The sequence below is a fragment of the Endozoicomonas sp. ALD068 genome, assembly GCF_049310145.1.
GTDB lineage: Bacteria > Pseudomonadota > Gammaproteobacteria > Pseudomonadales > Endozoicomonadaceae > Endozoicomonas_A.
Genome location: NZ_JBLYNU010000004.1, coordinates 645,355 through 667,264, shown reverse-complemented (window position 1 = coordinate 667,264; position 21,910 = coordinate 645,355). Strand labels below are relative to the sequence as shown.

The window sequence follows — 21,910 nt, the reverse complement described above, 5'->3', positions numbered from 1 at the left end:
TCATAGTCATAAAAGTACTCAGCTCTGAGGTAGTAGAATGACAAATGCTCGCCCGAATGCATTACGCCTTGCGGTGGCCGTTGCAATCTGCTCTTCCATCCTTGGCACACAGGCTGTGACAGATCGCAAACTGCAGACAAAATCTATCGATATTCGTTGCAGTGGACAAGTGGAATTTACCCAGAGTGAAGTCATAGTTCAGCCAACGTTAGGCGATGACCAGCAGCCAGTACCCAATTCCTTTACAACCACCTACCCTGATCAGACAGTCAAAATGAGTTCTTTCGCTCATACCAGGGGCTTTACTAACGCTCTTGCTGGTGTTGATGGTGGCGTTTCCAGTGTTGAGCTGTTTGAAACAGGTGAGAAGGACGTTGCTGTGAAATACACCAAAGTCCTGAAGGTGGCAGATGAGGGTGTTTTCAGGTTCACTCATAACCTTGAAGAAAAGGAACTGGTCATTGAAATCAGAGGCGGAATGACCGATCAGGATTCAGTTGCGGCTGTTCGTGATCAATTAGTTGGCATTCAATCACTGGAACCGTTAACGAAAGTCGCCAGCCCCCGACAACTGGCTGGAGTACTTAAAGCTGCCAGTAACAGAGCAGGAAACCTCGGAACAAGTGATCACTATGTAGCCCTTGCCACCATTGAAATAGAAAAAGTTGAAGTGAATGGACGTACCTTCATGAGCCTTATCGCTTCAAGCGAACAGCCCCCTGAACTGCAACGTCTGGGTCAATCACTCTTTGTCAATGATGAGGCTCTCCTGGCAGCAGCCACCTCTGCCTATATTCAGGTTCATATCCTGGGACAAGATGTACAACAGCAGGCTCTTAATGAGCTATTGGCATACAGCAAACCCGTCGGATATGTTGTCAATGTCGAGGATAACAAACAGGTTTATCCTGTGCCTGCGGGTTATCCAATGCTGAAAGTAAAGGAAGCTCCGGGAGAGATTATTGTTTTCTATGGTCAGGTGCAGAATCCCCATGATATTGCTTTTGTAGAGAGCCTCCATAAACGCTGGTTAGAAATTAAGAGCCCCGCCCCGGCATTAACAACACAAGTTAAAAAAGATAATTTCAAAAGCTACCTGTACATCATTCGAAGCAGGCAGATGGAACTGCTGGAGAAGTTTATTGCGCGGCTCGATTCCGGTGTTAACACGGATCAACCGACGACCATTTCAATTGAAGATAAAATGTCGACGTTTGCGCTTTTATATTATGAATCTCTGCAACAGGCATTGAACACTGTCATTACAAATAGAGCACATGGAACAGACGAAGTTGAGTTCACCCTGAAACACATCAGAATCGTTTCGTCAGTCATCACGCCGACCTGGATGCATAATCAACTGGTAAAAAACTTCGGTTTCCAACCCGTATTCAGGAACCTTCTGATTAACGCGCAATTTATGCAGAACATTCATAATGTGATACCCACTATCAGCAATATCAACCAGGCGCAGATCGATACTTCTGAGGGAAACGAAAAGTTTGCTTCCAAAGTCATGAGCGATATGATGACCAGACAGCTGCTTGAGTTTTACAACAATCTGGCGAAGCTGCGGGCAAAAGAGGCTAAACTCGGCGAGCTAAATGAAAAATTACTTCGCGCAAATGAACAAGTCAAAGAAACAATGGCTATTGCTGTTCATAATGGTCAGGAAAAGCTGAGAGAAAAGCACCGTTTTGACGACAGGCTTGAACTGCTCAGAATACGGCTGAAACATCTGGAAAATCAGAATCAGATAATTCGGCGTGAAGTCAGTCAAGTTATATGGCTGAAACAAGAGGTTGATGTTGCCAAAACAGAAGGAGAAAAAGCCAGAGTCAACGTAAAAGAATTTTATGAACTGCTGCAGGCAGTGGTAACGTCATCCGGGACAAGAGAAGAGTCAAATATAGACGTCGTAAAAGCAAAACTGACCACCATTGAAGACCAGCTCGGTATTACTCCGGTCAATGAAAACGATCTGTTTGACCGCTTTAAGTCCATTCAAAAGCATCTGCAAGAAAAAGCAGAATCATCCGCTGTGTTGGACCAGCACAGAGCTGAACAGATCAGTCAGGACCCCGTCAACGAAGCTGATCTGGAAGCCCCTGACCAAGCCATTCAACAACACCCTGCGGAAGAAGAAGCTCAGGTCGCCCAACAAAATTTTCAGCAACGAAGCTTCAGAACAGATACTACAAAAGAAGCTGAAATCAAATCCCAGCATGGGATCATTGCCGCACGTTTACACATTCAGGATTTTGACAAGGATGCGGATGTTTTCGTTCAACATGAAAGCCTGATTCAAAAAATCAAGACGATGAATGATGAAAAAGCACGTCTGCGTCAACAACTTGAGACAATGAATGCTCAGCAGGAACAGCCGCCTCAGAGAGTTCAGAGAAGCAGCGATCATCGCAACATCTATAACTCTGGCGATGAAGATGTTCTGGTAGCTACTCTTGGTGTTGAGCTGAATGATAACACCACAGCTGAAGAGCTCGACGCCATGGAACTGGCAATAAATATGACGCTTTACGAGCTTACAAGGCTGAAAAAAATAATGGATCGAACACTGGCTCCCAAAACCAGGCCAGAAATACTCAGCTTACTGAAAAAAGTGGAAAGAGTCCTTGAGGACGACCGCCTCAATGAGGAGGACGACGTTTGTCTTCATCGCCAGATCATCTCCGAAGGCATTCAGAAATACATCATAGCAGCCAGAGAACGCCTGGAGGAAAACGCGCTGATGGTACTGGAAGCCTCAGAAAAATTATTCAACATCGACAGCAATGAAGGTGATGGCAAAGCAGCAAGACTTGAGAGGATTCATAAAAGACTTGATGGCGATGATATCTCAGCTTACGACCTGGATGAGATGGAGAAGATCCTCTGGGGGGATTACGGCACAACCCGGGATGACCAGAGAGGAAGGGATTTCAGACTCAAATCGATCCATCCGCGCCTCAGGTCTCTGGTTGAGGTATCGGAAGAGCGAGTCAAGGAATTACAGTCATCTTATCTTGCGAACGTAGAATGGGAGCTGGAGATCGACCCTCGTAGAAGCCTTGCCGCTATAGAAAAAAGCAAAGCTTTTACTACTGAACTGGCCAATGATCTGCAGGTAGAGTTTGAAAAAGATATCAGCCTGTCTGAGAAGCAGCAAATTCTGAAAACCGTAGCCTGGGAATTATTGGCTGTAGTACGCGGAACCTATGAAGATGAAAGTATCAAAAGAGAAATAAACAATGAAATAGCCCGTCGATTCAAAATTGAGGGCTATCAGAATGATGCCACTATTGACGAACAGGTCCGTCTACTTATAGATAAACTCATACGGGTCGGTTCTGAGATTTACAAAGCAGGCCAGCTTGATGTTAGTGGGCGTATCCAAGCCATCGAGGATGAGCTTGACAGGCAAATGGCACCCCTGGGACCAAAAAAAGCTGCGGATCTGAAGCCAGAACCCACCGACACTGATGAACAACGGGTTGATGCCCTGAGAAACAGACAGTTACAAATGGGCAGTCATGATGATACTGGCGGCAAGGTCCAGCCACTGATTCAGGAAAAGTACCGTCTAGAAGGTGAGATTGAAGACAGGAAAGCAGACACTGACGTTCAGCAAAACGACCGTCTTGCAGATTTGAAAGAATTACTGGAAGACATCAGAACACCCGGCCACCCCAAAGCCATGCCTGTGGTGCTTCAAAGACTGGCTGCCGTGGAAAAAGCCCTGAAGATGTTTAACCTCTACCTCTATCACAAGATGCAAAAACACTACCGCTGTAAGAGGATGGACGATATTTATAGAGAGGACGACGTGTATTACCTTCGTCACGCAACTTCTGAAAGAATTCAAATATACATCACAGAAGTGAGGCTGAATGAAGAGGAAGAAGCGCTGCATATGTTGCAAACCGTAGAAGAAATAATCAAGATCAAGGTCAATGAAGGTGATGGCAACGCAGAAAGACTTGACAGGGTTCGTAGCAAACTTGAGGGCGATGATGTCACCGAAAAAATGCTGCATGATATAGACTATTGCCTCTGGAAACATGATATCTCACCTACGTACGAAAGTAGGGAATTAAAACTTGAGAGGCTTCAGGAGCGTCTAACTTTTTACGTCGAAGATGTAGATGAGCGAGCCATAGAACAACAAAAAGCGGTGCTAAAATTTGTAAGGCACAAGCTGAACATTGGCATGAGCGAAAGCTCTACTGCTGATGAAGAAGTTTTCAATACGGATCAGCCTGACGTTAGTGAGCATATTGCAGTCATTGAGAATGAGCTGGACAAGCTACTGGCACGCCTGGGACCTAAACCCCGATACGTTCTTGATCGTGAGCTGGCCAGGGCCAGACAAGCATTGGCAGAAGCTGAAAGTGAGCTGACAGGTTTTCATCGCAAACTGAATAGGCTTCAAGGCCAACACTTGTTGTTTACGGAAAGACGCGCTGACCTCCAACATAGCCCGGATGAACAGGGCACGGCTCTCAATGAGGTAATGGAAGAGTGTCAGACCAGCCTCGGCGGGGATGATGGTAATGGCGGCAAGATCCAGCAACTGCTTCAGGAGCGGACCCGACTGGAAGGTGAAATTGAAACCAGGGAAGCAGGCATTGAGAGGATAAAGCTGGTCCTGGATGCTGCAGAGCAAGCTGTAAAAAATGACGGAGGTCCCTTCCAGTACACACCGAGACAGGCAATAGTCAGGGAAGAGATGGTCGCCTTCGTTCAGCAGCACTCTCTCAAAAAACAAGCTCTGGAAGTCACGCTGGGTCTGGCAGAATTGGCAGTAGAAAGCGGTAACACAATCTCCTGCCTTCCGGGTTTGGATTTTGACGATGAATTTGCATCGATTCGCATGCAGGCAATGGTCGGAGACACACTGACGTTTAAACAGGCCAGTCCGGTTGTGGAGGTTTTCAAGAGACTCAGAAAGACCTTCCCGGAACCCCCTTTCGAGCCTCCAGAAGGTCTGCCTCGGAGCAACCTGAAAAAAATCCTCAGGCTTGTGCACAAGGCCAGGAATGAGATGAAAAAAGGGGCACTTCAATACGACGACGAAATTCTCAGCATGGGCAAAACAGCCATGCACTTCGTCGAGCTTGAATCGAGGGACCTGAAAAGCTTCCCGGAATACTTCGCTAGCCGTTCTGCCAGTGGTAACAAGATCATCGCTTTGCTGCGTGAAGATCTGGTCAGCAAGATTGAACTTGAGAATTACATAAAAGTCTTCAGAGATGTCGACGGTTATCAGACAGTAGATCAATTTGAACATTTCCTTGGCTACAAACACGGCGTCAATGTGCCTCATTTCAAAGCTGTTGTAAGGATGCTGTCTGACAAGGGTGTTGAGGAATTCTTCCAGAGTGCCTTTGCACCAGTGTCCGTGACTGCAACTGGCCCGACAGCTATGAAGGAGTCCATTGTCGGCATGAAAGAGTATGGAGCTGCGGTCATTGCCAACTTCGTTCTTGACGATATTGCCTTTGACAATGGCCACAGGACGGCAGCCTTTCTGACCAATGTTCAGGATACCCTGACACCTTATACCGTCGCTGCCGGACTCTCTGAATCAGAACTGATCAGGGCTATCCATGGCACATTGATGCAGGCTCATGCTGCAGTGGTTGAGTATCAGCTCAATGCATACTGGGTCAAGCCTTCAGCCTTTCTGGCACAGGCTGTCACTTGGTACTTCTCCAGTTACAAACCTCTGCTGACGACCCATACCGCCGCACAGGCTGCCGGGCTTTCCCTCACCAACATGTCATTTCTCTATCTCCTGGATCTGACCAACAGGGGTGATTATCTACACAGAATGCTCACACCTTTCCAGCACTGGCTGGAACGCTTTGGTCCTGATCCTGACCGAACCCGGCAATATGCCTACCACAGGGGAATTGAAAAAGTTTCTGAAGTGGGCGGGCTGGCCATGCCATTGGGTAAAGCCGCTTCCTCCGTCATTCTGCTGAGAACCGGCTGCATGTTGTTTGCCAGACAGTACAACGCCAATCCTCAGATGTATCGCAGCATTTCCCGTCTGCTGCCCGAAATGGTGAAATCCATGGGTTCCGGGCAAGGGATTCAGGTACCGCTGCTGCACCGGGCGACACCACAAAAAGTGAAAACGCTGGCCTCGGCCACAGCCGGTCTGGTGCTGGGTCCGGTAGCCACCGCCGGAGCATACGCCCATGGCCTTATATCTGGGTTTACCTATGCCCAAAGCTTCGGATTCGCTCTGGCATCGGGTCTCACTTTCGACTTCTTCATGAACGACAACAAGCTGCTCACTCAATGGCTGGGTGGGCCTCTGGGTCGTAATCTTGACAAGATGAATCGCTGGATTGGTGCGGGTGAAAAGCAAGATGAATATCTAAAACGTACGACTATTGCCACACCTCAAGGTTTCAGTGAAAACGATGAAGACTACTCAAGCCGTGTTAAGGCAAACAACACAATCTATGGCTGGACTCGACACGAACATTATCTGCAGTTTCGTGAACGTCGTGATCGCACCATGAAACTATTTGAGAATAGCTGGGAGAAATACTTCAGGGAAAATGTGCCGAAATGGTCGTTTTCCCATGCAGAAAGCATTCCTTACTCCTACACTCTGGGAGCCTTCTACAAATAACAAATGAGCGACAATGGAAAAGTTAAGAGTCACTAAGTACCTGGCCAGTTGGTTTCGCATATTCTGGCGAGTGGATTTTTTCATCCTTCAAGGCGCAACGGCGGGCGCGTAGTCATAGCTACGCAACCAGAGTTGGAACGCAGAAGGATGGAAAAAGCCGCCGTCCAGAATATGCGAAACCAACTGGTTAGGTACTTATAAGAGAAAACCCCTTAATCAGGCTTTCTACCCAGCTCTGAGGCAGTAGAATGACAAATGCCCGTCCCAATGCATTAAGCCTCGCAGTGGCTGTTGCAATCAGCTCTACCCTTATTGGTGCTCAGGCACTAGCCGATCGCAAGTTGCAGATAAAAGCTGCCGATATTCCGGGCAATGGACATGTGGAGATTACCCTGAGTGAGGTCAACGTCCAGCCAACATTAGGGAATGATCAGCAACCCATACCCAAATCCTTCACGACCACCTACCCTGCTCAGCCTCGTGACAGATTGAGCCATCACTTTAATTCTGTAGGCTTTTCGGAAGCTCTTGCTGATGCCGATGGTGACGTTTCCATTGTTGATGTGTTTGAAACAGGCAAAAATGGCGTTGCCCGAAAATACACCAAAGTCCTGAAAGTGGGTGATGAGGGACTCTTCAGGTTCACCCACAACCTTAAAGAAGAGAACCTGGTCATTGAAGTCAGAGGCAGAATGACCGATCAGGATTCCATTGAGGTGGTTCGCAGTCAATCATCTTGCAGCCTGTCATTAGAACCGCTGACGAAAATCGCCAGCTCCAGAGAACTGGCTGAGGTGCTGAACAGTGTCGATACCCTGAAAGGACAGCTCGGCGAAAGTGATCACTATGTTCCCCTTGCCACCGTTGAAGTAGAAAAAGTTGCAGTGGAAGGACGTACCTTCATGCGTCTTATCGCTGCAGGCGACCAGCCCCCTGACTTGCAACGTCTGGGTCAAACAGTCTTTGTCAATGATGATGTTCTCCTGGCAGCAGCCACCTCTGCCTATATCCGGGTTCATGTCCTGGGAGAGGAGTTACAACAGCAGGCGCTTAATGAACTCTTGGCACTCAGCAAACCCGTCGGGTTTGTTGTCCACGTCGAGGATGACAAACAGATTTTTCATGTGCCTCCGGGTTATTCAAGGCTGGAAGTTAAAGAAACTCCTGGAGAGGTTATTGTTTTTCATGGTCAGATGCAGGATCCGCAAGATGTCGTTTTTGTAGAAAGCCTCCATAACCTCTGGAAAAAAGCTGAGCTTAATAACCCCACGCCGGCGGCGGCAGCGGCAGCAACAACAAAGGTTATGAAACATAAAGTCAAAAGCTACCAGTACGTCCTTCGAAGCAAACAGATGACAGTGCTGGAGGGGCTTATTGTGAGGTACCCTGGCACCAGCAAATACCCATCAACGATACTGGCAGACAAAGATAGACGGGAGATGCATGCGCTTTCATACTATGAATATCTCATGCAGGCATTGGCCAGTGCTACTCCTGATGAAATGTATGGAAGCGATACCTTTGAACTCACACTGGAACACATCAGAATCGCTTCGTACGCCATCACGCCAACCTGGCAGCAGATTCAGCTGGCAAAACACTTCAGTTTCAAACCCGTACTGAGACATTTTCTGACTAAACAGCTTTATGTTCAGGGTATGCTGAATCTTGTACCCAATCTCGCTGAACCACTGACCAAAATGTTTCACGATGACCCGTTTATGGCCAAAATTCTGAGCGACATGGCCGGGCAGTTGGTTGAAAGGGAACTCCTGCTGGAAAAGCATCTGGCAACAGAAGGCAAACTCATTGAGGTTCGAGACCAGTTAAAGCTCAATCTGGCAACAGAAGGCAAACTCATTGAGGTTCGAGACCAGTTAAAGCTCAAAGTCGAGAGAGCTTATACCGATAGCCTTCAACTCAAACAACGGTTTGAGGATGAGATTGCCCAGATGCGTACAATGACGAAAACACTGCAAGACCAGTCACAGAAACTTCAGCGGGAACTTGCACGAATTTCAGAGCTGGAGCAAGAAGTTATTGATGCCGGAGAAAACGCCAGAAAAGCTTACAACGCTCAACTGGCAGAAGATCTCGGTATTGATAACCGGGATGATGACCAGCCAACAGAAGAACAATTCAGACTCATTAGACAGAAAATTCATGAAATCGGCACAGCGGCTGCCCAAGCAGGAACAGGCCATCCCAAAGCCATGCGTGAAGCCCTGGTCCTGAAGACAGTGAGTGACGTGGAAGAAGCTCTGGAATTAGAGATAGCTTTCCCCTGTAATAAAAAAGAGTTCGATATCTATCTCCGTCGCAGTGATATTTCTCAAGACATGGACAGACTTATCAGAAAAGCCAGATATCAGGCAGAGAAAGAAGCCCTGGATCTACTGGAATTCGCAGAACAAACACTCAACCTCAACGTCAACAAAGACGATGACAAAATGGCAAGATTCATCAGGGTTTTCAGGAAACTTGACACCGAAAATCACTCAGATGACATTCTGAATGATATAGACATTAGCCTTTGGACGTACAATGGCAAAGCTCGTGACGAGAGGGATATCAAACTCAGAAGAGTCCTTGCACATCTTCATTATAAAATCGAAGCCCCGGCTCCGAATAAGCTAGCCACAGAGCAACAGATCCAGCTGCTGGAAGCTGTAGAATCAATACTGACCCTCACATTGAATGAAGGGCACGGCAGAGCAGCAAGAGTGGCTCTGGTTCATAGCATACTTGAGGGCGGTGATCCCTCAGAGGAGACTCTGGATCTGATAGATCAAACCCTCTGGAAACAAGACAGCGCAGTGCTGGACGAGAGGGCTCTCAAACTCAGGAAGCTCGGTGCGAGTCTGGCCTATAAAGTTGAAGATTGGTATCTGGATATACATAGCAATGAACAACAGAAAAAACTGCTTGCAGCCATAGAGCATGAGCTGAATATCTTCTTCCGTTGTGAAAGCCATGCTGCCAACAAAAGGGGCAAGGCCTTCACTGCCAGACTGGCCAGTGATCTGGATGTGGCATTTGAAGAAGATGCCTTCCTGCTTGAACAGAAGGATGCCCTGACAGGCAAAATTTGGGGATTAATTGATGAACTCAACGAAGTCTATCAGGATGAAAGTATCAAAAGAGCCAGGAACAATGAAATGGCCTGTCAGCTCGCTATTAAGGATTACAAAGAAGATGCCACTATCCGCGACCAGAACAGTTTGATTGAAGCAAAACTCCTGCAGCTGGATGAAGAAGTGTTCAAGGCGGGCAGCTCTACCGTTAATGAGCGTATCACAGCTATTGAAAATGAGCTTGACAGGTACATGGCTCTGTTCCCGAAACCTAAGCCCCGATACGCTCTTGACCGTGAGGTAGCCATAGCCAGGCGAAAAATAAAAGAAGCTGAAAGTGAACTGTTGGCGGCTAAGGAACAGGTCAGTCCTGAGGCTCAGGATGAAGGCAGTAAAGCAGACATTAAGAAAATGAAAACAGCCCTGAAGGCTGCCGAAAAAGCCGTCGAAGATGATGGCGGTCCCTTCCAGTACACGCCGATACAGGCAGAAACTCTCAACGATCTTCACATATTCGCGCAACAGCACCCTCTCAAACAACTGGCTCTGCAAGTCGCAAATGGCCTGGCAGAATTAGCATTAGAAAACGGTAAGGAAATACCCTACTTTCCAATTATCGATTTTGACGACGAATTTGCCCCCATTGGCTTGCGAGCAATGGTCGGGGACAAGCTGACGTTTGCACAGGCCAGTTGGGTTGTGGAAGTTTTCAAAAATCTGAAAACGACCTTTCCTGAACCTCCTTTCGAGCCTCCGGAAAATCATCTGCCTCTGAGTGTCACTTATAAAGTCCTGCGGCTGACTTGCTGGGCCAGTCACGGGATAGGAAGAGGGGCAAAAGAATACGACAACAGAATTCGCAGCATGGGCTCAGCAGGCATTGACTTTGTCGAGCATCTGCGAGGCGTTCTGAAAAGCTTCCCGGAATACTTCGCCAGCCATTCTGCCAGTGGCAACAAGATCATCGCTTTGCTGCGTGAAGGACTGATCAGCAAGGCTGAACTTGGGAACTACATGAAGGCCGTCAGAGGTGTCGACGGTTATCAGACAGTGGATGAATTTGAGCACTTTCTTGGCTACAAACAGGGTGTCAATGTGCCTCACTTCAAGAGTGCTGTCCGGATGCTGTCCGACAAGGGAGCTGAGGAATTCATGCAGAGTGCCTTTACTCCTGTGACCGTGACTGCGACCGACCCGGCAGCTATGAAAGAGTCGCTTGCCGGCATGAAGGAGTACGCAGCAGCGGTCATCGCCAACTATGTTCTTGACGATATTGCCTTTGACAATGGCCACAGGACGGCAGCCTTTCTGGCCAATGCTCAGGAGACCCTGACACCTTATGCCAATGCTGCCGGACTCTCTGAATCAGAACTGCTCAAGGCTGTCCATGGCACTTTGATGCAGGCGCATGCTGCAGTGGTTGAGTATCAGTTCAATGAATACTGGGGCAAACCTTCAGCCTTTCTCGTACAGGCCGTCACCTGGTATTACTCCAGCTACAAACCTCTGCTGGTGACCCACACTTCACTGCAGGCCGCCGAGCAGTCTCTCTTGAACATGTCGTTCCTCTATCTTCTGGATCTGACCAACCGGGGTGATTACCTGCACCGGATGCTCACACCTTTCCAGCACTGGTTGGAAGGCTACGGTGTTGATCCTGACCGAACCGGGCAATATGCCTACCACAGCGGAATTGAAAAAGTTTCTGAAGTGGGCGGGCTGGCCATGCCATTAGGTAAAGCCGCTTCCTCTGTCATTCTGCTGAGAACCGGCTCCATGCTGTTTGCCAGACAGTACAACGCCAACCCGCAGATGTATCGCAGCATTTCCCGTCTGGTGCCCGAAATAGTGAAATCCATGGGTTCCGGGCAAGGGGTTCAGGTACCGCTGCTGCACCGGGCGACACCACAAAAAGTGAAAACGCTGGCCTCGGCCACAGCCGGTCTGGTGCTGGGACCGGTAGCCACGTTCGGAGCGTACGCCCACGGCCTTATATCCGGATTTACTTATGCCCAAAGCTTCGGATTCGCTCTGGCGTCGGGTCTCACTTTCGACTTCTTGATGAACGACAACAAGCTGCTCACTCAATGGCTGGGTGGACCTCTGGGTCGCAGTCTTGACAAGATGAATCGCTGGATGGGTGCCGGTGAAACGCAAGATGAATATCTGAAACGTACGACGATTGCCACACCTCAAGGTTTCAGTGAAAACGATGAAGCCTACACAAACCGTGTTAAAGCAAACAACACAATGTATGGCTGGACTCGACACGAACATTATCTGCAGTTCCGTGAACGCCGTGATCGCACCATGAAACTATTTGACAATGGCTGGGAGAAATACTTCAGGGAAAATGTGCCGAAATGGTCGTTTTCCCATGCAGAAAGTATCCCATACTCCTACACTTTGGGAGCTTTTTACAAATGGCGACAGGGTGATGATAAAAAATCTCACGTTCATGATAAAAGAAGCGCCTCCCCAATCAGGCTTTCCAGCCAGCTCTGAGGCAGTAGAATGAAAAATGCCTGTCCCAATGCATTGAGCCTTGCAGTGGCCTTTGCAATCAGCGCTTCCATCATGAGTACACAGGCACTGGCCGATCGCAGGCTGCTGACAAGATCTATTGATATTCCGGGCAATGGACAAACAGGGTTTACCCAGACTGAGGTCATAGTTCAGCCAACTTCAGGTCATGACCGGCAACCCATACCCAAATCCTGTACAACCACTTACCTTGACCAGATTGAGGTTCAGATCATGGATGGCATCAAGGTTATTCACGAAGGCTTCACCGACGTTATTGCCGACATTGGTGGCAGCGTTTACAGTGTTGATATTTTTGAAACAGACGACAATGGCGTTGCTCAAAAATACACCAAAATCCTGAAAGTGGGTGATGAGAGCGTCTTCAGGTTCATCCATAACCTTGCAGAAAGTAAGCTGGTCATTGAAGTCAGGGAAGGAATGACCGATCAGGCTTCAATTGAAGCTGTTCGTGCCCAATCAGGTGACATCCAACCATTAGAACCTGCAACGAAAATTGCCACTACCAAACAATTCGTCGGAATAATGAAAGGTGCATATAAAAAAGCAGGAAACCTTGGTGAAACTGATGACTATGTTGACCTCGTTACTATTGAAGTAGACCCGGTTGAAGTGAAAGGGCGCACCTTTATGCGTCTTATCGCTGCAGGCGATCAACCTCCTGATCTCCAGCGCCTGGGGCAATCGCTCTTTGTCAATGATGAGGTGCTTCTGGCAGCAGCCACCTCTGCCTACACCCAGGTTCATGTTCTGGGGAAAAAAGCACACCACGCAGCCCTGGCCAGTCTGTTGTCATACCATAGACCCGTCGGCTACGTTGTACACGTCGAAGATGACACACTGGCTTATCCTGTGCCTACTGATTATCCAAAGCTGGAAGTGGAACAGGCTTCGGAAGAGATTATTGTTTTCCGTGGTCAGAAACAGAATCCAACCGATATCGCTTTTGTGGAAGGCCACTACTCTGGCATCCGGGAAGAATATCGATTTAAAGAACTCCCTGCAAAGGTGATAACATACAAGGTCAAAGACTACCAGCACATCATCAGAAGCAGGCAGATGGCGCTGCTGGAGGAGTTCGCTGCTGACCTGGCTGCACAGCACGATGCCAGGCTTGGTGATGATAAGCTGCTGAAACTTGGCTACTATGAATCTCTTCTGCAGGCATTAACCAGTGCTGCTCCAGATAAAACCTGTGAATTTGAGTTCACAACAGATCACATCAGAGCCGCTACATCAGTCATCACGCCCACCTGGCTGCAGTTTCAACTGATAAAAAACTTCAGCTTTAAACCCTTACTTAATAATCTTCTGACTAACCATAATTTTGTTCAGAGTATTCGGAATATTCAGAAACTCATACCCTACGACACCGACGTGATAGATGACTTTGGTGCTGGCGAAAAAACAAAGTTTTCCTCCAAAGTCAAGGATGACATCAGCGAACAGTTGCTTGAGATGGTTAACACGCAAGAAAAACGGCTGGCAAACGTGCCCGAATTCGCCAGAGCAGTCAAAACATCAGATGACATTACAATGGCAAGTGCCACTGACAGTGGTGAGGATAAACTGAAAGTAGAACTGATCAGACAGAAATTTGCGGCTGAGTTTAAAGAGCTTCGTAAATTGTTCCGGGTGTTGAAAAACACGGTTCATGAATTTCGGCAGGATATCAAGCAAATCCCGTGGCTGGAAGAACAGTTCAGTGATGCCATAGCAGATACCACAAAAGCACGCCACGCCCTTGCCGCAGCAATACTGGATACTGATGTCTGGGATGATACCCGGCGAATGGAAGAAAAAGTCAGACTGTTCAGCAAGAGATGGTTTGAGCTCCATTCGGTGGCGGCAAAAAAACCGTTTCGGGAACAGCCTTATAAAGAAACGCTGGCAGCGATTGAGAGCCAGCTCGACATTGTTCCATACGATGAAAACGACCTGAGTGGCCGCTCTGAGTTCATTCTAAAGCATCTGCAACAACAGGCAGGTCAGAGCGATGAGATATTTCGGGATAAACTGGCTGTCGTTGAAGGTCAGCTCGGTCTGGTTCCAGATGAAAAAGATGGACCCCAGGCCCGCCAGGGTAACATTCGGAAGCTCCTTTGGCTGAAATGTGCCTGGGCCCAGGAACAAGATCTCGAGCATCAACTTCAACATCTACACATTAAACAACAAAAAACTGAGATCGCCGAACAACTTCTTCAGCAACAGAGCACCAGCGCAGGCGCTGAAAGAGATCGAACACCAGACCACCCCAGGGTCAGGCCTGAAGTACTCATGAAACTGAGAGCCGTGGAAAAAACCCTGAAGATGGACGACCTGAAGGGCGAGGACAACAGCGAGGAGAATGTGTATCAGCGTCGTAACGCCATTTCTGAGAAAATTCACTCATACACAACAAAAGCCATAGAGGTGGCAGAGGAGGAGGCTCTGCATATAGTGGAAACACTGGAAGAAATATTAAAAATCAAAGCCAACAGAGATGATAACAAAGCAACAAGACTTGCCGAAGTTCAGAGTGTGCTTCGTAGCTGCATCCCAAAATACTTGCTGCGTGAGGTGGAAGGTTTCATCTGGAAAATACGCATGACCTGGAGCAAAGTAGAGAAAGTAAGAGTCTGGAACCTTGTAGATTTTCTTGACATTAATGTCGAAACCCCGGATCCGGATGAGCGTGTCTTAAAACAACAGATAAGGATGCTTGAAGCTTTAGAGAACGAGCTGAACATCGACAAGAGTGAAAACCCTGCTGCTATAAAAAGAGGCAGGGAGGCTGCTGCTGAGCTGGCTTTGCCTCTAAAAGTAGAATTTGAAAAAGGTGCCAGCCTGAATGACCAGAAGAATGCTCTAAAAGCCAGTATTCGGGCATTAGAGGAAGAAGTATACCACCTCGACCACTATTGTCACGATGAAGATCTCGCGAGAGAGGGATACGATAAAATTGCTCGTCAACTCGACATTAAGAACACCAAGTACTACTTTGGTGATGAAATCATAAAGCCCATTGAAACAGAACTCCGGTGGCTGGATAGAAATGTTGATCTGCTGGGTCAGCCTGAGGTTGAGGAGCGTATTGCCGTCATTGAGAATGAGCTTGACAGACAAATCGCTCCGGGAGCTGAACCCCGATACATTCCTGATCCAGAGGTAGCCACTGAAGAACGAGCCCCGAAGGCTGCAGTGGAAGAGGTCAAAAATGACGATGGTTCCTTCCAGTACACGTCGGCACAGGCAGAAGTTTTGCACGCTATCCAAACATTCATGCAGCAGCACCCTCTCAAACGACAGGCCCTGCAAATCGCAAATGGTCTGGCCGAATTGGCCGTAATGAACGGTAAGGCAATACTCAACCTTCCGACTTACGATTTTGACGATGCATTTGCAGCGATTCGCTTGCAGTTAATGGTCGGAGACAAACTGACGTTTGATCAGACCAGTCAGATCGTACAAATCTTCAGGGACCTGAAGACGACTTTCCCGGAATATCCCGCTTCACAAGACGAGCCTCGCTGCCCTCTGGAAGAAGTCCAGAAACTGGTGCACAGGGCCAGAAATGAGATGGGATCCGGGGCTCGAGAATACGACAAAGAAATTTTCGGCATGGGCAAATCAGCGCTTCACTTCCTCGGGCGTGAAACGGATGACCTGGAAACCTTCCCAAAATACTTCGCTAGCCATTCTGCCAGTGGTAACAAGATCATGACTCTGCTGCATGAAGGACTGATCAGCAAGATTGAACTTTGGAACTACATAAAGGCCGTCAGAGGAATTGATGGTTATCAGACAGTGGACGAATTTGAACATTTCCTTGGCTACAAACACGACGTCAATCTGCCTCACTTCAAGGCCGTTGTCCAGATGCTTTCCGACAAGGGTATTGATGAATTCGCACTAATTGCCTTAGCTCCTGTGCATGCAACTGGTCCGGCAGGTGTGAAAGAGACGGTTGCCGGCATGAAAGAGTACGCAGCTGCGGTCATCGCCAACTATGTTCTTGACGATATTGCCTTTGACAATGGCCGCAGGACGACAGCTTTCCTGAGCAATGTTCAGGATACCCTGACACCTTATGTCAATGCTGCCGGACTCTCTGAAACAGAACTGATCAAGGCTATCCATGGCACATTGATGCAGGTTTATACCGCAGCGGTTGAGCATCAGATCGATGATTACTGGGTCAAACCTTCAGCCTTTCTGGTACAGGCTGTCACCTGGTACTTCTCCAGCTACAAACCTCTGCTGGCGACCCAAACCGCCGGGCAGGCTACCGCGCTGTCCCTGTCAAACATGGCGTTCCTCTATCTTCTGGATCTGACCAACCGGGGGGATTACCCGCACAGAATGCTCATACCTTTCCAGCACTGGCTGGAACACCATGGTGTTGATCTCGACCGAACCGGGCAACATGCCTACCACAGCGAAATTGAAAAAATTTCTGAAGTGGGCGGGCTGGCCATGCCATTGGGTAAAGCCGCTTCCTCCGTCATTCTGCTGAGAACCGGCTCCATGTTGTTTGCCCGTCAGTACAACGCCAACCCGCAGATGTATCGCGGCATTTCTCGTCTGGTGCCCGAACTAGTCAATTCTATGGGTTCCGGACAAGGGGTTCGGGTACCGCTGCTACAAACTGTGACACCGCAAAAAGTGAAAACTCTGGCCTCTGCCGCTTCCGGACTCGTACTGGGTCCGGTAGCCACTGTCGGAGCATACGCCCATGGTCTGGTATACGGATTCACCTATGCCCAAACCTTCGGATTCGCGCTGGCGTCGAGTCTCACTTTCGACTTCTTTATGAACGACAACAAGATGCTCACTCAATGGCTGGGTGGGCCTCTGGGACGTAGTCTTGACAGGATTAATCGCTGGCGAGGCGTGGGTGAAACGACAGATGAATATGTAAAACGTACAGCTATTGCCAAGCCTCAACGCTTTAATGAAACCGATGAAGAATATGCAAATCGTTTTAAGACAAGTGACATGATTTATGGCTGGACGCGACACGAAAATTATCTGCAGTTCCGTGAACGCCGTGATCGCACCATGAAGCTGTTCGAGAATGGCTGGGAGAAATACTTCAGGAAGAATGTGCCGAAATGGTCGTTCTCCCATGCAGAGAGTATTCCTTACTCCTACACTCTGGGTGCCTTCTACAAATGGCGACAGGGCGATGACAAAAAAGTTCACCTTCATGAGAAAAGAAACACCTCCCCAATCAGGCTTTCCAGCCAGCTCTGAGGCAGTAGAATGAAAAATGCCTGCCCCAGTGCATTCAGCCTTCTGGTGGCCGTTGCCGTCAGCTCCTCCATCATTGCTCCAAAGGCACTGGCCGATCGCAGGCTGCAAATAAGGTCTGTCGATATTCAAGCCAATGAACAGGTGGAGTTTATCCAGAGTGAGGTCATGGTCCGGCCAACTTTAGGTGATGACCAGCAGCCAATACCCGGATCTTTTACCACCACCTACCCTGACCAGTTTGGAGTCAGCGCAGGCTATATTGTTCCTGCTATAGGCTTTACAGACGTTCTTTCTGATTTCGACGGGCGCGTTTCCAGCGTTGACCAGTTTGAAACAGATGAAAATAACGCTGCCCTGAAATACACCAAAGTCCTGAAGCTGGTTGATGAGGGAATCTTCAGGTTCACCCATAACCTCCAGGAAAAGGAACTGGTCATTGAAGTCAGAGGCGGAATGACCGATCGGGATTCAGTCAGGGCCGTTCGTTCTCAATGGACTGACATGGAATCATTGGAACCGATAACGAAAATCGCCAGCCCCAGACAACTGTTCGCACTGCTGAAAGCTGTCGAAGAGAGAGCAGGAAACCTCGGCACCAGTGATGACTATACTACCCTTGCCACCATTGAAGTAGACAAGGTTGAAGTCAATGGGCGTACCTTTATGCGTCTTGTCTCAGGGGGTGATCAGCCTCCTGAACTGGAGCGCCTGAGTCAGTCACTCTTTGTCAATGATGATGTTCTCCTGGCAGCAGCCACCTCTGCTTATATCAAAGTTCATGTCCTGGGAGGAGAGTTACAACAGCAGGCTCTTAATAAACTGTTGGCAGACAGCAAACCCGTCGGATATGTTGTACACGTCGAGGGTCACTCACGGGCTTATCCTGTGCCTGCGGGTTATCCGAAACTGGAAGTAGCGGAAGCCCCGGGAGAGGTGATAGTTTTCCATACTCAGAGGCTGAATCCCGATGATATCGCTTTTGTAGAAAACCTCTATGACCTGTGGCAAGAAGCTAAGGGTACTCCCCCCTCCTCTGCAATATTAACAGCAGTTAAAACCTATAAGGTCAAAAGCTACCAGTACGTCATTCGAAGCAGGCAAATGGCGATGCTGGAGGAGTTTGCTGCGCAGCACGATGCTGGAGAAAGCGAGGATCAACCGACGACGTTTTCAAAAAAAGATAAACGGGCGATGCATGCGCTTGCATACTATGAATCTCTCCATCTGGCATTAGCCACCGCTACTCCAGATGAAATACATGGAATCAACGAATTTCAAGTCACGCAGGAACACATCAGGGTCGCTCTGTCAGTCGTCACACCAAACTGGATGCACAATGAACTCGCAAAACACTTCAGCTTCAAACCCGCACTTGGAGATCTTCTGATTAACAAGCATTTTGTTCGGAAGATTATGAATTATATACCCGTTGGCGCCAAATTAAAGTTCAACACTTTATACGACGACGCACATTTTTTTTCCAAACTCCTGGGCGAAAGAAACAGACAGATGATTAAGTTGTTCAGCAAGCTGGATGAACTAGATAGCGAGAAAGCCATACTCTTGCGTTTCAAACGTAAGTTGGAGATTGAATCGAATAAAGCTGATGCCAGTGATGAGAAAAAACTGGAAGTGGGACGACTCTACCAGGAAATCAAGGATAAATATGCAAGGGTTCTTGATGAGCAGAGAGATCAGGGAAACCTCCATCGGGAACTTATGCAGGATGTCAGACGGATTCCTCCGTTGGAGAAAAGAGTTATTAAGGCCAGAATAAAGACCATAAATGCTCGCCACTCTAAAATGGCAATAGAACCTGGCATAGACGACCTGGATGAAACCCAGCCACTGGATGAGCAAATCAGGCGTCTCCTGGAGAAAACTGATGACACATGCAGACAGGCAGTCGTTAAAACTCAGCTCGTTCAACCACATCTTCAGCAAGAGCACACCAGAACAGAGGCTGAAATAAAAGCCCGCTATGCAACCCTTGCCGCACATTTAGAGATTCAGGATTTTGATAGCAGTGCAGACATTGACGTTCAACAGGAATGCCTGGTTCAAAAAATCAAGACAATAACTGCCGAGAAAAAAGGTCTGCATCAACAACTTAAGGCAATTGCAGACCTGGAAGAAGAAATTGATCGAAGACCAGCCCATCCTGAAATCATGTCTGAAGCCCTTGAGAAACTCACTGCCGTAGAAAAAAACCTGAAAATGGATGGACTTAAGAGCGAGGACGATGTGTATCATCGTCGTAACGCCATTTCTGAGAAAATTCATTCATACACAACAAAAGCCGTAGAGGAGGCAGAGCAGGAGGCTCTGGATGTACTGGAAACACTGGAAGAAATATTAAAAATCGAAGTCAACAAAGAGGATAACAAAGCAACAAGACTGGCCAGAGTTCGCGATAGATTTCACTGTGACATCCCAAAATACATGCTGCTTGAAGATGGTTCCTTCCAGTACACGCCGGAACAGGCCGAAGTTTTGCACGCTATCCAAACATTCATGCAGCAGCACCCTCTCAAACGACAGGCCCTGCAAGTTGCAACTGGTCTGGCCGAATTAGCCGTAATGAACGGTAAGGCAATACCCAACCTTCCGACTTACGATTTTGACGAGGAATTTGCAGCGCTTCGATTGCAGGTACTGGTCGGAGACAAACTGACGTTTGATCAGACCAGTCGGATCGTGCAAATCTTCAGGGACATGAAGGCGACCTTCCCGGAATGCCCCGCTTCAGAAGACGAGCCTCGCTGCCCTCTGGAAGAAGTCCAGAAGCTGGTGCACAGGGCCAGAAATGAGATGGGATCCGGGGCTCGAGAATACGACAAAGAAATTTTCGGCATGGGCAAATCAGCGATTCACTACCTCGGGCGTGATCCGGATGACCTGAAAACCTTCCCGGAAGACTTCACTACCCATTCTGCCAGCGTTAACAGGATCATAACTCTGCTGCATGAAGGCCTGATCAATAAGGTTGAACTTTGGAACTACATAAAGACCGTCAGAGGAATTGATGGTTATCAGACAGTGGCTGAATTTGAACACTTCCTTGGCTACAAACAGGGTGTCAATGTGCCTCACTTCAGGGCCGCTGTCCGGCTGCTGTCCGACAAGGGTGTTGAGAAATTCATTCTGAGTGCTTTTCCTGCTGTGACTGCAACTGGCCCGGTGGCTATGAAAGAGTCTGTTGTCGGCATGAAAGAGTACGCAGCTGCTGTTATCGCCAACTATGTTCTTGACGATATTGCCTTTGACAATGGCCGCAGGACGGCAGCATTTCTGGCCAATATTCAGAATACCCTGACGTCTTATGCGCATGCTGCCGGACTCTCTGAATCAGAACTGATCAAGGCTGTCCATGGCACATTGATGCAGGTTCATACCACAGCGGTTGAGCAGCAGATCAATGAGTACTGGGTCAAACCTTCAGCCTTTCTGGTACAGGCTGTCACCTGGTACTTCTCCAGCTACAAACCCATGCTGGCGACCCGTACCGCCGGACAGGCTGCTGAGCAGTCTCTCTTGAACATGTCATTCCTTTATCTTCTGGATCTGACCAACCGGGGTGATTACCTGCACCGGATGCTCGCACCTTTCCAGCACTGGTTGGAAGGCTACAGTGTTGATCTTGACCGAACCGGGCAATATGTCTACCACAGCGGAATTGAAAAAGTTTCTGAAGTGGGCGGGCTGGCCATGCCATTGGGTAAAGCCGCTTCCTCTGTCATTCTGCTGAGAACCGGCTCTATGCTGTTTGCCAGACAGTACAACGCCAATCCTCAGATGTATCGCAGCATTTCCCGTCTGGTGCCCGAAATAATGAAATCCACAGGTTCCGGACAAGGGGTTCAGGTACCACTGCTGCACCGGGCGACACCACAAAAAGTGAAAACGCTGGCCTCGGCCACCGCAGGTCTGGTGCTGGGTCCGGTAGCCACGGTCGGAGCATACGTCCACGGTCTTATTTCAGGGTTTAGCTATGCCCAAACCTTCGGATTCGCGCTGGCGTCGAGCCTCACTTTCGACTTCTTTATGAACGACAACAAGATGCTCACTCAATGGCTGGGTGGGCCTCTGGGTCGCAGTCTTGACAGGATTAATCGCTGGATTGGTGTGGGTGAAACACAAGATGAATATCTGAAACGTACTGCTATTACCTCACCTCAACGTTTCAGTGAAAACGATGAAGAGTACGCAAGCCGTGTTAAAGCAAACAACACCCTGTATGGCTGGACTCGATACGAAAATTACCTGCAGTTCCGTGAACGCCGTGATCGCACCATGAAACTATTTGAGAATGGCTGGGAGAAATACTTTAGGGAAAATGTGCCGAAATGGTCGTTCTCCCATGCAGAAAGTATTCCTTACTTCTACACTCTTGGAGTCTTTTACAAATAGC

4 protein-coding genes are annotated in these 21,910 nt (G+C 48.4%); all 4 read left to right on the top strand.

All coding sequences use genetic code 11. The features are described from left to right. Window positions 1-37: 37 nt before the first annotated feature. The 4 genes from ACO6V5_RS01870 (at window position 38) to ACO6V5_RS01855 (ending at window position 21,909) form a co-directional block, all read left to right on the top strand. A complete protein-coding gene (locus ACO6V5_RS01870) occupies window positions 38-6,646 on the top strand; it encodes a hypothetical protein (RefSeq protein ID WP_422409849.1) in 6,609 nt (2,202 codons plus the stop codon). A 248-nt stretch (window positions 6,647-6,894) separates the two neighbouring features. Further along, window positions 6,895-12,225 (top strand): hypothetical protein, encoded by a 5,331-nt coding sequence (locus ACO6V5_RS01865; protein ID WP_422409851.1) that lies wholly within the window; start codon window positions 6,895-6,897, stop codon window positions 12,223-12,225. A gap of 9 nt (window positions 12,226-12,234) precedes the next feature. Continuing rightward, window positions 12,235-17,499: a hypothetical protein gene (locus ACO6V5_RS01860; protein WP_422409853.1), complete on the top strand. Its 5,265-nt coding sequence runs from the start codon at window positions 12,235-12,237 to the stop codon at window positions 17,497-17,499. 9 nt (window positions 17,500-17,508) lie between these two features. Continuing rightward, the gene (locus ACO6V5_RS01855; RefSeq protein ID WP_422134617.1) at window positions 17,509-21,909 is read left to right on the top strand and encodes a hypothetical protein; all 4,401 of its coding nucleotides are present in this window, start codon (window positions 17,509-17,511) and stop codon (window positions 21,907-21,909) included. Window position 21,910: the final 1 nt, after the last annotated feature.

What these genes read in the sequence shown, in the direction of transcription:
- ACO6V5_RS01870 (WP_422409849.1), top strand. Translation starts at nt 38, where the DNA reads ATGACAAATGCTCGCCCGAATGCATTACGCCTTGCGGTGGCCGTTGCA.
- ACO6V5_RS01865 (WP_422409851.1), top strand. Translation starts at nt 6,895, where the DNA reads ATGACAAATGCCCGTCCCAATGCATTAAGCCTCGCAGTGGCTGTTGCA.
- ACO6V5_RS01860 (WP_422409853.1), top strand. Translation starts at nt 12,235, where the DNA reads ATGAAAAATGCCTGTCCCAATGCATTGAGCCTTGCAGTGGCCTTTGCA.
- ACO6V5_RS01855 (WP_422134617.1), top strand. Translation starts at nt 17,509, where the DNA reads ATGAAAAATGCCTGCCCCAGTGCATTCAGCCTTCTGGTGGCCGTTGCC.